At 71.3% G+C, this 13,897-nt stretch carries 10 protein-coding genes; 3 read left to right on the top strand and 7 right to left on the bottom strand.

Annotated elements, in window-relative coordinates; translation table 11 throughout:
- Positions 1–90: 90 nt before the first annotated feature.
- From Manayef4_RS04270 to Manayef4_RS04240, 7 genes are all read right to left on the bottom strand, one after another.
- Positions 91–888, bottom strand: a complete 798-nt coding sequence (locus tag Manayef4_RS04270; RefSeq protein WP_023840076.1) for a uracil-DNA glycosylase — start codon at positions 886–888, stop codon at positions 91–93.
- Positions 889–961: 73 nt separating this feature from the next.
- Positions 962–2,023 carry a Ppx/GppA family phosphatase gene (locus Manayef4_RS04265; protein ID WP_011438294.1) on the bottom strand — a complete coding sequence of 354 codons (1,062 nt, stop codon included), beginning with the start codon at positions 2,021–2,023 and terminating at the stop codon, positions 962–964.
- A gap of 25 nt (positions 2,024–2,048) precedes the next feature.
- On the bottom strand, positions 2,049–2,675 hold the full coding sequence (locus Manayef4_RS04260) for a DUF501 domain-containing protein (protein ID WP_070130720.1): 627 nt from the start codon (positions 2,673–2,675) through the stop codon (positions 2,049–2,051).
- A gap of 89 nt (positions 2,676–2,764) precedes the next feature.
- Positions 2,765–3,139, bottom strand: a complete 375-nt coding sequence (locus Manayef4_RS04255; RefSeq protein ID WP_011438296.1) for a septum formation initiator family protein — start codon at positions 3,137–3,139, stop codon at positions 2,765–2,767.
- A gap of 4 nt (positions 3,140–3,143) precedes the next feature.
- Positions 3,144–4,427, bottom strand: a complete 1,284-nt coding sequence (gene eno, locus Manayef4_RS04250) for a phosphopyruvate hydratase (RefSeq protein WP_070130719.1) — start codon at positions 4,425–4,427, stop codon at positions 3,144–3,146.
- Between the two features lie 391 nt (positions 4,428–4,818).
- Positions 4,819–6,843, bottom strand: coding sequence for a S49 family peptidase (locus Manayef4_RS04245; RefSeq protein WP_070130694.1), 2,025 nt, complete (start codon positions 6,841–6,843; stop codon positions 4,819–4,821).
- A 282-nt stretch (positions 6,844–7,125) separates the two neighbouring features.
- Positions 7,126–7,569, bottom strand: a complete 444-nt coding sequence (locus Manayef4_RS04240; protein ID WP_070130692.1) for a MerR family transcriptional regulator — start codon at positions 7,567–7,569, stop codon at positions 7,126–7,128.
- A gap of 658 nt (positions 7,570–8,227) precedes the next feature.
- Here Manayef4_RS04240 and mfd point away from each other — a divergent pair.
- From mfd to mazG, 3 genes are read left to right on the top strand one after another with little or no spacing between them, the layout of a single operon-like run.
- Positions 8,228–11,842: a transcription-repair coupling factor gene (mfd, locus tag Manayef4_RS04235; protein ID WP_070130690.1), complete on the top strand. Its 3,615-nt coding sequence runs from the start codon at positions 8,228–8,230 to the stop codon at positions 11,840–11,842.
- A 56-nt stretch (positions 11,843–11,898) separates the two neighbouring features.
- On the top strand, positions 11,899–12,657 hold the full coding sequence (locus Manayef4_RS04230; RefSeq protein WP_023840073.1) for a SurA N-terminal domain-containing protein: 759 nt from the start codon (positions 11,899–11,901) through the stop codon (positions 12,655–12,657).
- 12 nt (positions 12,658–12,669) lie between these two features.
- Positions 12,670–13,854 (top strand): nucleoside triphosphate pyrophosphohydrolase, encoded by a 1,185-nt coding sequence (gene mazG, locus Manayef4_RS04225; RefSeq protein ID WP_070130689.1) that lies wholly within the window; start codon positions 12,670–12,672, stop codon positions 13,852–13,854.
- Positions 13,855–13,897 lie beyond the last annotated feature (43 nt).

Here is a 13,897-nt window from a genome sequence, read left to right as displayed (position 1 = left end):
CGAATACCGGCGGTCTTCGGCCCGTGGTGCCGATGCGTGGGGACCGTGTTCCGGCTCACCTTCTGTGTCGACGGCCACAAGGACAAAGACTTACCCGGCCCGCTCAACCACTTCCGCGAGCTCCGCCGCCGTGCCAAAAATCGTGTCAAGCATCACTTCGGTGACCCGACCGGTGAAGGTGTTCTGCTGGCTTGGGTGATAGCAACCAACGACCGACACCCCGGATACGGGAAGTTCGACCCGCACGCCGTGCCCGAACGACACCCGGCGCGGAGGAACCGGGAATCCGGCCTGGACCAGGGCGGGCCACAGGGCGGACCAGGCGAATCCACCGAGGACGACGATGACCCGCAGGGTGGACCGGACAAGCTCCAGGTCACGCACCAACCAGGGCCGACAGGTGTCACGCTCCGTAGTGGTCGGCTTGTTCGCGGGCGGAGCGCAACGGACGACGGCGACGATGCGCGTGGCCGTCAGACGCTGACCGTCCCCGGCGGACACCGAGGTCGGCAGCGCCGCCAGCCCGACGCGGTGCAACGAGGCAAACAGCCAGTCGCCGCTGCGGTCCCCGGTGAAGATGCGTCCGGTGCGGTTCCCTCCGTGGGCCGCGGGCGCCAGACCGATGACGAGGATCCGGGCGTCGCCCGGGCCGAACGAGGGCACCGGACGCCCCCAGTAGGCCTGCTCGGCGAAGGCCGCCCGCCGCACCGCCGCGACTTCTTCCCGCCAGGTGACCAGGCGCGGGCAGGCCCGGCAGACGGACATCCGGGCATCGAGCTCCCGGGTGCCCGTCGCGTCGGCGGCCAACGCGCGGACCTCGCCCGGCGTGGCTGCGACCGGTGTGTCGGCGGCGGCGAGGTCCCCCGGCCAACCGCTTCCCGGTCGCACCGGGCCCCCTGACCGCACCGGGTCACCCGTCCCGTCCGTCACCCCGCCCCACCGGTCCTCCTACAGCTGGTCCTCATACCGACGGGCCGGCGGTGACGGGCGGCGCCGCCCGCCCGGGCCCAGTGGCCGGGGCGCCCGGCGCGGCGGCCAGGGCCAGCGCTATCCCATCGAGGATGTCGCGTTCGCTTGCCACCACCGCCGCGGCGCCCGTTCGCTCGACCAGGGTGCGCAGCACGAGCGCGCCGGCGGCGATGACGTCCACCCGACCCGGGTGCATCACCGGCAGGGCCGCGCGCTGGTCGTGCGTCATCCTCAGCAGCCGGTCCGTGACCTGCGCGACCTGCTCCGCCGTCGTCACGGACAGGTGGATGCGGGTCGGGTCGTACTCGGGGAGATCAGCCGCGAGGGCGGCGACCGTGGTGACGGTCCCCGCGACGCCGACCAGCGTCGCCGCCTCGGTCAGGGGCACGGTACGGGCGGCGAGGTCGAGTGCCGCGTGCACGTCGGCGACGATCGCCGCGGCCTGCGCGCCGGTCGGCGGATCATCGTGCAGGTGCCGCTCCGCCAGCCGCACGCATCCGACGTTCACCGAACGGGCGGCCCGCACCCCGCTCACGTCCCCGAGGACGAGTTCGGTCGAGCCGCCGCCGATGTCGGCGAGCAGGATCGGCGTGGCGACCGGCCCCGTCGGCGCGCCCTCGACCGAACCGGCAGACGAACTGGCGTCGAACGAACCGGCGTCAAACGAACCGGCTCGGCCGACGAGGTCACCGATGGCGCCGCCGAAGGACAGGGCCGCCTCCTCGTTCCCGCTGATCACCTCGGGGTCCACACCGAGGATCGCGCGGACCCCGGCGACGAGCTCATGGCGGTTGCGCGCGTCGCGGGTCGCGCTCGTGGCGACCATCCGCACCCGTGAGGCTCCCAGCCGCTCGATCTGCTCGGCATAGTCCCGCAGCGCGGTGAAGGTGCGGGCGAGCGCCTCCGGCGCGAGCTCACCGGTCCGGTCGACCCCGGCCCCCAGCCGGACGATCTCCATCTGGCGGGTCAGCTCGTGCAGGGTCGATCCCTCGACGTCCGCCACCAGCAGACGGATCGAGTTGGTTCCACAGTCGATCGCGGCGACCCGACTCACGGTCTCTCCTCCCCGGTCAAATCCCCTATCGGATCTCTTTCGGATCCCCCGTCGGGTCCCCTGCCGGATCCCCTGTCGAACGACTGCCGGTCGGTCCGTCGCCCGCCGCCCCGCCGCCCGGGGCGKGTCCGGGCGCCTCGGCCTCGTCAACGCCCGGACATCGGCCACCGGCCACGCACGGCCCCCGCCGACCCCAGTCGGGAACAGCCGCAAGGGCCTCGTCACCGAACGGATTGACTCCCGGACCCACGGCGAGACTGTGCGCTACGAGGACGTGCAGGCACTTGACCCGATCGGGCATGCCACCCGCGCTCGGAGCGGCGGGCAGCACCTCGTGCGCGTCGCGCCGGGCGAGGTAGTCCCGGTGGGCGACGGCGTAGGCGGCGGCGAGCCGCGGATCCTCCGCCAGCCGGGCTGTCATCTCGCGCATCACCCCGACCCCCTCCAGCCGCGAGATCGCCGACGCAGCCCGGGGGCAGGTGAGGTAGTACAGGGTCGGGAAGGGGGTGCCGCCGGCAAGCCGCGGTGCGGTCTCGACCACGTCGGGAAGACCGCACGAGCAGCGATGGGCCACCGCGAGGACGGCTCGCGGCTCGCGGGAGAGCTGACGGCGCACGATCTCGAGATCCTCGGCCGTCACCRCCGGTGCCATACTCACCCCCTCGCCGTCATCGCCGTCATCACCGTCCGCCAAGCCCGTTCCTTCGCCRCACCGGGGTCGGGGCTCCCGCCCCGTGACCGCTACGGCGTCGAGATCTCCGACCAGAGTCGGGCGTACCAGGCCGAGCCCCCGGACGACCCGCCGCGGGTCTCGTCGCCGTCCTTGGTGGGTGCCGGTTTGATCGGCATCAGGTACGCCCGCTCACCGGGCTTGACGTAATGCAGCCGACGGCGCGCCTCGTCCTCGACCCAGGCCTGGTCGTCGTAGCGCTCGACCGTCGCCCGCAGCTCGTTGACCCTCGCCTGGGCCTGCGCGTTGGTCCGGCTCAGCTCGGAGAGCTTGGCCTGCTGCTGCAGGTACAGCCGCAGCGGATAGGCGAGGGTCAGGACCAGCACGCAGATCACGACGGCGAGCAGGGTCGCCCTCGTGGTCAGCGCGGTGTTCCGCGGCGGCATGGGATCAGCCGGCTTGCCTGCGGCGGGGGAACGCGGCGGCGCCCGCGTACCGGGCCGCGTCGTCGAGTTCCTCCTCGATGCGCAGCAGCTGATTGTACTTCGCGACCCGCTCCGAGCGCGCCGGGGCGCCGGTCTTGATCTGACCGCAGTCGACCGCGACGGCGAGGTCGGCGATGGTGGTGTCCTCGGTCTCGCCGGACCGGTGGGACATCATTGCCCGGTAGCCGCTRCGGTGGGCCAGGTTCACCGCGTCGAGCGTCTCGGTCAGCGTGCCGATCTGGTTCACCTTCACCAGCAGGGCGTTTGCGGCCTTCAAGGCGATCCCGCGAGCCAGCCGCTCCGGGTTGGTCACGAACAAGTCGTCCCCGACGAGCTGCACCTTGCCACCGAGCCGCTCGGTGAGCGCCACCCAGCCATCCCARTCATCCTCGGCCAGCGGGTCCTCGATGGAGACGATCGGGTAGGCGGAGACGAGCTCGGCATAGTAGTCGCTCAGGTACTCGGCGCTACGCGAGTTGCCCTCGAAGGTGTACGACCCGTCCGCGTAGAACTCGGTGGAGGCAACGTCCAACGCCAGGGCGATGTCCGTCCCCAGGGCGAAGCCGGCCTTGTCGATCCCCTCGGCGATGAGGTYGAGAGCCTCCCRGTTGGTGGGCAGGCTCGGCGCGAAGCCGCCCTCGTYGCCCACGCCGGTCGCCAGGMCCCGCGCCTTCAGCACGCTCTTGAGCGCGTGATAGACTTCCGCACCCCAGCGCAGCGACTCGGCGAAAGTGCTCGCGCCGATCGGAGCAATCATGAACTCCTGAATGTCGACGTTGGTGTCGGCGTGCGCACCACCGTTGAGGATGTTCATCATCGGCACCGGGAGCAGGTGCGCGGTCGGACCTCCCAGGTACCGGAACAGCGGCAGGCCGCTCGACGACGCCGCCGCCTTGGCCACCGCCAGGCTGACCCCGAGCAGGGCGTTGGCGCCGAGGGCCGACTTGCCCGGGGTGCCGTCGAGGTCGATGAGCGTCGCGTCGAGAAGACGCTGCTCGGTGGCCTCCAACTCCATGATCGCCGGACCGATCCGGTCGATCACCGCGGCCACGGCCTTGGTCACGCCCTTGCCGCCATAGCGGTTGTCCCCGTCGCGCAGCTCGACGGCCTCGAAGGCACCGGTGCTCGCCCCGCTGGGCACCGCGGCGCGGCCCAGCGTGYCGTCCTCCAGGACGACCTCGACCTCGACGGTGGGGTTACCGCGCGAGTCAAGGATCTCGCGGGCTCCGACGGCCTCGATAGACGGCACGGCTTCGACCTCCGGTATGCGCTCTGACACGGAACGATGACGCGGTGGCAGCAGCGGACCGCCACAGGCCGGTGACCGGAAGCCACCACCCCGCGGCAGGCCACCGGGGCAGACCCTGATGGCCTGCCGCGGATCGTGGCGCGGGACGAGCGGTGCCGTCCGGACGAAACCGGTCGCTGCGAGACTACCGTCGCCCCACGGCGACGCGACGCCGGTCCCGGCCCGGCGCGGCGCGTCCATTCACCCGCGGCGGGTCCGTTCACCGGCCACCCGACGGTCATTTCACCGCCTGCCTGGCCGTCGGGCACCCGGGCGTCGATCCTCCCGCGGACGGCGGTGTCACGCATCCCACAGGCCGGCGAGTTCGTTGTGGGCCACCGGTGCGGACCGGCTAACCGATCCGCCCGATCGGCGGCATGACCAGCGGACCGGCCGAGGGCAGACCAAGCCGCGCCGCCAGCGGTGCCAGCGCCCCCCAACCCGGGACGAAGCCGGCACCGGGACCAGCGCCGAGCAGGCCCAGGGCGGACCCGGCCACCGACCCGGCCACCGACCCGGCCACCGACGCGGCGGCCCCGCGGTCCTCGCTGGACTTCGGCGACCGGACCCGTTCCAGCACCGACGGCTTGGGCGTCAGCCGCACCCGCGGAGTCTCACCGGCCGGCAGACCGGCGCGCGACCAGGCGAGTTCGATCGCCTGCGCCAACCCGCCGAGGACGTCCACCAAGCCGTGCGCATGGGCGTCCGCGCCGGTCCACACCCGGCCGCGGGCCAGCTGGTGCGCCTGGTCCCGGGACAGCCCGCGAGCGACCGCCACCTTGTCAACGAAGTCGGCGTAGACCCGGTCCAGGAACTCCTCCAGTTTCTCCCGCTCCCCCGGGGTGAAGGGCCGCCGCGGCGACATCATCAGCGCATGCTCGCCCTCCGCGACGGCACCGAAGCCCACTCCCACCTTGTCGAGCAGCCCGCTGATCACCTGCTTGCCGGCGAACACCCCGATCGAGCCGGTCAGCGTGCCGGGGTTCGCCACGATCGCATCGGATGCCAGGGCGACGAAGTAGCCACCAGAGGCCGCCACGTCACCCATCGAGACGATCAGCGGCCGGCCGCTGGCCCGGAACCGCTCGGCCTCCCGGCGGACCAGGTCGGAGGCGACGTAGGAACCCCCAGGGCTGCTCACCCGGAACACCGCCGCCGCCACCGCGGGATCACGCGCGGCGGAACGGAAGGCCGCCGCGGTGGCCTCCGCTGCGAGCACCGGCCCGGAGAACGGACCCGGGGCACCGTKTCCGAGGACGACCGGCCCGGTCCCATGGATGAGCGCGATGACCGACTTCTTCGGGTCTCGATGTGGCGCCGTCACGGAGGGGGCCAGCGCACTCGTCCCGCTGCCCGCGGCCTCGTCCGGGTGGAGGTGGGCCTCCCCGGCGCCGTCGGGACGGGAGCCGTCCCGATCATCGGGAACCTCGCGGAAGAAGAAAGCCGCCGGACCGCCGGCCGCCAGCGCCGCCACGCGAAGCGCCGGGAACTTCTCCCGCCGCTCGGCGGACCGCCGGTAGGCGGAGGCGTACATCAAAACCGGCTCCGCGCCGGACCCGCGGCGCGCATCCTCCCGGCCCGCGCCCTCCCCGTCACCCCCGAATCCGGCCGACGGCCCCCGCGTCACCCGTTCCCGTGCCGCCGCGTACACCTCGTCGCGGTAGCCGAGACGGTCGACGAGACCGGTGTCGAGCGCGRCGGACCCGGCCAGCGGTCCGAGATCGATCAGACGCCGAACCCGGTCGGTGGACAGCCCGCGTCCCTCGGCGATGCCGGCCACGATCTGGTCAGAGCTGGACTCGATGATCCGGCTGACCGCCTCCAGGTGCGCCGGGGTGAAGTCCCGCTCCACCAGCGTGTTGACGGCGTTCTTGTACTCGTACCGCTGGCCGATCTCGACGGAGATACCGAGCCGGTCGAGCGCTCCCCGCAGGAACGGCGCCTCCATCCCGAGACCGGTCAGGCCGCAGTCACCGGGCGGGGCGAGCCAGATCTCGTCGAACGCGCAGGCCAGATAGTAGGGCGCCGTGCCGCCCCCGAACTCCCCGAAGGTGTCCGCGTAGGCGATGGCGGTGCCACCGGCCGCACGAAACGCGGCGATCGCGGCGCGAATCTCCTGGATACGTGCCAGCGGCATCCCGCAGGCGGCGATATGCGCGACCACGATGGACACCCGGGGATCCTCGGTCGCGTACCGTAGGCCTTCGACGACATCCCGCAGGGTCGTCCGACGCCGGGCGAGCGCCAGGGTGATCGGGTCGGTGGGGACGCCTTCGATCGGGTCGACCGTCAGATCGAGTTCAAGGACGATCGGAGCCGTCCGCCGCGCCGCGATCTGGCGGACGTCGGCCAGCGCCTTACGTGGGATGGCAGCCATGCCCTCAGAGGCTAGCCTTCCCCCGCACGGCGCCTCCGGCGCAGTGCGGGGACCCCTGGCATCGGGCGCCGTACGGGGTCTCCGTCGCCTCGCCTTCGGCGAACCTCCTGGGACAACCCTCAAAGAACCCACGGCGCCTCCGGCGCAAAGAACCCACAGCGCCTCCGGCGCAGTGCGGGGACCCCTGGCGCCGCCGGAAAATAACTTCAAGTTTTGATCTTGGTCTTGCCGGTGCGATGCGCGAGGCCCGCCGCGGTGGGTGCGGTGATCGGTATCCGCGGATCAGACGGTTCCTCCCGACCGTTTCGCGTCGTCGTGCAGCCCGCCGACGAACGACTCCGMGACGCTGACCTGCTCCCGAAGCGTGGAGAGTTTTTCCTCCGCGAGTACCACCCAGGTGCCAAGCCGCTCCTGGAGCTCGGCCCGGACGCCCGCGGCGAGGTCGGGCTCGGCGAGCTCATCACGAAGGGCCAGCAGCGACCGTATCTCCTCCAGGGTGAACCCCAACGGTTTCATCTTCTTGATGAGGAGCAGCCGCTCGATGGCGTCGTCGTCGTAGAGACGAAATCCCCCTACGGTCCGACCTACCGGCGCGAGGAGCCCTGACTCCTCATAGTAGCGGACTGTTCGCAGGGAGAGGCTGACCCGCTCCGCAACGTCCCCGATCTGGTAAACGTCGCCACGGGTCGTGTTCGATCCCGAAACACCACGGCGCTTGGTGGACAACTCGGCCCTTACGTTAGGGTAGATATTGGACGACCGGACCGGACGATTTTGGGCAACCGGACCGGACGTCAGGCAGTCGACTGTACGTCGCTCGGCGATGTGGYGCCCCCTTCGCCGAAGCGGGCGGGACGGGGGAGTGCGGGGCGCCCGAGCGTGCCGTCCGTCGTCCGGTACCGACCGGACCGCGTTGCCGGAAACGTGAGATGCGTCACGTCGGAGCCGTCGCGCTCGCCGATGCGGCCCCGCGGYCGTGTCCACGGCGTCCACCCGGCCGGCCCCGCGTTCGTATGGACGCGCACGTTACCGCGGCCCCGACGAACATGGCGCCGGTCCGAACGGGAGGAGGGTGGGTTGCCGGGGCGGGTGGGAAGGTTGTCGTAGGCTGGACATATCGTCTGTGCCGACAGGGCTGAGCCGATCGAGGTCGATCCGGTATCAAGGTTGACCCGTATTAAGGTCGGCTCGGCATCAAGATCGATTGGGTATCGAGGTTGACCCGCTGCCGGCGCCTGCGGACCGGGGCATCGCCGGGCGGAAGCGTCGTGTGGAGCGGGGCCGGGCCGGACGGTAGATCAGGGCCGGATCGGCCTCGCCGTGTCACGTCGTCGGATCCCAACCATCGGATCCCAACCAACCGAGAGGCACAGGGACGCACCCCATGACCCTCGCGCCGTTGCTCGACGCGCTGATCGCCCGTCCCGGCGGGGACCCTGCCCTGGGCCGGGCGATCGGCGCGGTCGGTGAACCGGTCCTCGACCTCGCTGGTCCCGCGGCGTTGCGGCCCTTCGCCGCCGCGGCCCTGGCGGTCGGGGCCGACCGGCCGGTCCTCGCTGTCGTGGCTACCGGCCGGGAGGCCGAGGATCTGGCGTCGGCGCTCGGCAGCCTGCTCGGTCCCGATGTGGTCGCGGTCTTCCCGAGCTGGGAGACCCTGCCCCACGAGCGGCTGTCCCCCCGGGCTGACACGGTCGGGCAGCGCCTCGCCGTGCTGCGCCGGCTCGCGCATCCGGCGAGCACCGGTCGGCCRCCACTGCGGATCGTGGTCGCGTCGATCCGTGCGGTGTTGCAACCCCAGGTGGCCGGRCTCGGCGAGCTCGCACCGGTCACCCTCGCCGAGGGCGATACGGCCGACCTCGACGGCGTGGTGACGCGGCTGGTGGACATCGCTTATCACCGGGTGGACCTGGTCGAGCGGCGCGGCGAGATCGCCGTGCGCGGCGGCATCCTCGACGTCTTCCCGCCCACCGAGGAACATCCGCTGCGGGTCGAGTTCTTCGGCGATGAAGTCGAGGACATCCGCCGGTTCTCCGTGGCGGACCAGCGGGCGCTACCGGAGGATGATGGCGCGGCCGGTGGTGGCCGTGTCCTGTTCGCGCCGCCGTGCAGCGAACTGCTACTGACCGCGCAGGTGCGGGCGCGGGCCGCGGACCTCGCGACGCGCCACCCGGAGCTGCTGGACCTGCTCGACAAGATCGCCGACGGCATCCCCGTGGAGGGGATGGAGGCGCTCGCCCCGGTACTCGTCGACGCCATGTCACTACTCCTGGACGATCTGCCGGCCGGCACCCACGTGCTGGTCTGCGATCCCGAACGGGTCCGTTCGCGGGCGAGCGAACTGGTGCGCACGAGCCAGGAGTTCCTCGACGCGTCGTGGAGCGTCGCGGCGCTGGGTGGCGGCGCGCCGATCGATCTCGGCGCGGCCGCCTACCGATCGATCATCGAGGTCCGCGAGCGTGCGGAGGATCTCGGCCTGCCGTGGTGGTCGGTCACTCCCTTCATGTCGACCCCGGCAGGCAGCGACCGGGAACCGGCGGGCACCGGGCTGACGGGCGCCGCCYACGACGGGACCGAGTACGGCGACAACTACGGCGACAACACGGTGGTCGCCAGCCTCCGGCCCGCGCCGATCTACCACGGGGACACCGCGGCGGTCATCGCCGACGTCAAGGGCTGGCTCGCCGAGTCCTGGCGAGTGCTGCTGGTCACCGAGGGGCACGGTCCGGCGCAGCGCCTGGTGGAGATGCTGCGCGACGCCGACCTGGGCGCCGGCCTCGCCGAGGAGGCCACGCTCACTCCGGGCGTCGCCATAGTCACCTGCGGTCGGCTCGCCACCGGCTTCACCAGCGATACTTTGCGCCTCGCCGTTCTTACTGAAAGCGACATCGCGGGTGCCCGCGGGGTGAGCACGAAGGACATGCGGCGCATGCCGAGCCGGCGGCGCAAGGGCATCGATCCGCTCGCCCTGCTCCCCGGGGACATGGTGGTCCACGACGCGCACGGCGTCGGCCGCTACGTCGAGATGGTCACCAGGACCGTCGCGGGCGCCAAGCGGGAGTACCTTCTGCTGGAGTACGCCCGGGGCGACCGACTGTATGTGCCGACCGACCAGCTTGAACAGATCACCCGGTATGTCGGGGGTGACGCGCCGAGCCTGGACCGCATCGGCGGCGCCGACTGGGCCAAGCGCAAGAGTCGGGCCCGCAGGGCCGTCAAGGAGATCGCCGGTGAGCTGATCCGGCTCTACAGCGCCCGGATGGCTGCTCCCGGGCATGCCTTCGCTCCCGACAGTCCCTGGCAGCGTGAGCTGGAGGACGCCTTCCCGTTCCGAGAGACACCCGATCAGCTCGCCGCCATCGACGAGGTCAAGGCCGACATGGAGAAGCCGGTCCCGATGGACCGGGTAATCTGCGGCGACGTCGGCTACGGCAAGACCGAGATCGCGGTGCGGGCCGCGTTCAAGGCGGTGYAGGACGGCAAGCAGGTCGCGGTGCTGGTGCCCACGACGCTGCTGGTCCAGCAGCACTTCCAGACCTTCTCCGAGCGTTACGCCGCATTCCCGGTGGTGGTGAAGGCGATGAGCCGGTTCAACTCGCCCGCCGAACACAAGGCGGTGCAGGAGGGGCTCGCTACCGGCAGTGTCGACGTGGTCATCGGCACCCACCGGCTGCTGTCCGGGGAGAACCGCTTCAAGGATCTCGGCCTGGTGATCGTCGACGAGGAGCAGCGCTTCGGTGTCGAGCACAAGGAGCAGCTCAAGAAGATGCGCACGGCGGTGGACGTGCTCACGATGAGCGCCACACCGATCCCCCGCACGCTGGAGATGTCGATCACCGGCATCCGGGAGCTGTCGACCATCGACACTCCGCCCGAGGAGCGGCACCCGGTGCTGACCTCGGTCGCCGCCTACGACGCCCGTCAGGTGGCCGCGGCGATCCGCCGGGAGCTGCTGCGCGAGGGGCAGGTCTTCTTCATCCACAACCGGGTGGAGACGATCGACCGGGCCGCCGCCCGGCTGCGCGATCTGGTTCCCGAGGCGCGGATCGCCACCGCCCACGGCCAGCTGCACGAGGACGCGCTTGAGCAGGTCATGGTCTCCTTCTGGGAGAAGAAGTTCGACGTGCTGGTCTGCACGACGATCGTGGAGTCGGGCCTGGACATCTCCAACGCCAACACCCTCATCGTCGAGCGGGCCGACGTGTTCGGCCTGTCCCAGCTGCACCAGCTGCGCGGCCGGGTCGGGCGGGGCYGGGACCGGGCGTACGCCTACTTCCTCTACCCGCCGGACAAGCCGCTGACCGAGACCGCCCACGACCGGCTCGCCACGATCGCCCAGCACAACGACCTTGGTGCCGGAATGGCCGTGGCCATGAAGGACCTGGAGATCCGGGGAGCGGGCAACCTGCTCGGCGGCGAGCAGTCCGGGCACATCGCCTCGGTCGGGTTCGACATGTACGTGCGGATGGTCGGCGAAGCGGTGGCCGAGTACCGCAGGGAGGGGGTCGAGGAGCCCCCGGAGGTCAAGGTCGAGCTGCCGGTCGACGCGAGCCTGCCGCATGACTACGTGCCGAGCGAGCGGCTGCGGCTGGATGCCTACCGGCGGCTGGCCGGCGCCGCCACGGACGCCGACATCGACGAGGTGCGTGGCGAGCTCGTGGACCGGTTCGGTCCGGTGCCCGAACCGGTCGAGAACCTGCTGGCCGTYGCGGGCCTGCGGGTGCTTGCCCGGCGCTTCGGCGTCACGGAGATCATCACCGCCGGTCGCCAGATCYGGTTCGCTCCGCTGGAGCTGCGGGAGAGTCAGACACTCCGGCTGACCCGGCTCTACCGGGGCGCCGTGGTCAAACCGGCGGTGCGGACCGTACTCGTTCCCGCGCCGACCGAGACGGGGCRCATCGGTTCCCGGCCATTGCGGGACCGGGCCCTGCTCGTCTGGGTCGGCCAGCTCCTGCATGCGGTCGCGGGCGACTCGGTMGCCGCCGCGGCGGCCTCGATCTGACTCCTGGCGTAGGGCGCCGTACCGTACGCCACGCTGAGCGGATACCGTCTCGGCTCGTGAAGCTTTCCCGTCTCCTCGCCGGTGTCGGGCTCCTCATGCTCGTCGGTACCGGGTGCACGACCCATGCCGGGGCCGCCGCCCAGGTCGGTTCGCAGACCATCGGGACCTCCCAGCTGCGCGGCATCGTCGACCGTGGGCTCAAGGCCGCGCAGACGGTACCGATCCCGCAGACCTCGCAGTCGGCGTCGCAGAGTCTCAACCGGGGTGAACTCCAGCGACGAACCCTGACCACGCTCGTGCAGCTCGAATTGATCTCCGGTGAGGCGAAGCGGCTGGGGATCTCGCTGACCGGCCAGGACATCGCGTCCTACTACCAGGCGTACGCGATCCTGCAGTTCGGCAGCGTGAAGGCGTTCGAGCAGCGAGCCGCCGCGGCAGGCTTCGCCCAGCAGGACGTGGCGACGATCGTCCGCTCGGGAGCGTTCGAGTCGGCGCTCGGGGACAAGATCAGCCCGGGTGTCCTCGCCTCCGACGCGGACACCCGCGCCCAGTACGACAGCATCGTCGATCAGATCGGGAAGATCCCTCTCAGCTACCGGCAGGCCAAGCCCTACCTGGCTCGGTTCCTGGTGGCGGACAAACGGGCGACGAAGGTGCGTCCGCTACTCGCGCAGGCCGAGTCCCGGGATCCCATCTCGATAAACCCACGATTTGGTACCTGGGACACGAAGCAGTTCGCCGTGGTCGCCGCTGAGGGCTCGATCGCCAGCAAGCCCGCGCCCACGCCGATCCTGGACCTGACCACCCGATCCTGAGCGGACGGCGACATGTTGATGCGGATCACCGTGGTCGTCACCAGCCCCCGGGTGGCACCGGGAATTCTCACGGCCCGGGCGTGGGATGTCGTGCGCACGGTGCCCGTCCTGACCGCGAGCCCCACGCATCCTCAGCTCGCCGCGCTGCGGGCGGCCGGTGCGACCGTCCTGATCGTCGATCCCGGCGATCCCGGCGATCCMGGCGGTCTGGCCGGCGCGGTGACCCTCATCCGGGCCGCCCTGCCTGATCCCGCGGCGGCCGAGGTCGCCTGGCTACCCGATCCGCTTGCGCCGAACATCCTCGACTGCCTCCTCGACGAGGCGAGTGGATCCGGGGAACGCAACGATGCCGGCGTCGACGGGGTGACCGGGGTCGAAGTGACGAGCCTCGTGRCCACCAGGGAGCTGCCCGGCTCGAGCCTGTTGGACGCCGTCGCGGTCATGGACCGCCTGCGGTCGCCGGGCGGCTGCCMCTGGGACGCCGAGCAGACGCACACCTCGCTCGCACCGTACCTGGTCGAGGAGACGTACGAGGCGTATCAGGCGATCGAGGACGGCGATCTCACCGAGCTGCGCGAGGAACTCGGCGACGTGCTGATGCAGGTGCTCTTCCACGCTCGGATCGCCGCCGAGCGCGCCGACGACGGCTGKGACGTCGATGACATCGCGGCCGGTCTGGTGGCCAAGTTGATCCGCCGTCATCCGCACGTGTTCGGTGACGTGGTCGTGGACGGTCCGGCGAACGTCGTCGCCAACTGGGACGCGATCAAGGCGGTCGAGAAGGGGCGCGTCTCGGTGACCGAGGGTGTCCCACTCTCCCAACCGGCGTTGTCCCTCGCGGCCAAGCTGCTGAAGCGGGCGGCCGGCATCGGCGTCCCGGCGGATCTCGCGCTGACCGGGACGGCCGCGTGGGGTGTGACCGACGCGGGCGATCGGGTCACCGAGATCGCCGCCACGGCCGCCGTACTGGCCCGGTCGGGCACGGCGGGGGACGACCTGATCGGTGATCTGCTCTTTGCCGCCGTCGCGCTCGCCCGGACGGCCTCCGTCGATCCGGAGCGGGCCCTTCGGGCGACCGCCCGTCGCTTCCGGGACCGGCTGGCCGCCGTCGAGGGCACAGTCCGTGCCGAGGGCGCCGATCCGGCTTCCCTGTCCGACACCCRCTGGCGCGCAATCTGGCGGCAGCTACCCGGGTAAGCACCGATCACCGGCGCCCGATGYCAGGGAGTACCGGGTTGGC

It is taken from the genome of Frankia sp. CgMI4, assembly GCF_001756285.1.
Classification (GTDB): Bacteria; Actinomycetota; Actinomycetes; order Frankiales; family Frankiaceae; genus Frankia; species Frankia casuarinae.
Note: the sequence above shows the minus strand (reverse complement) of the source record. Positions and strands in the feature narration are given on the sequence as shown.

Coding starts and splice junctions, on each gene's coding strand:
- Manayef4_RS04255 (WP_011438296.1), bottom strand. CDS start 3,139: ATGCCGCCGCGGAACACCGCGCTGACCACGAGGGCGACCCTGCTCGCC.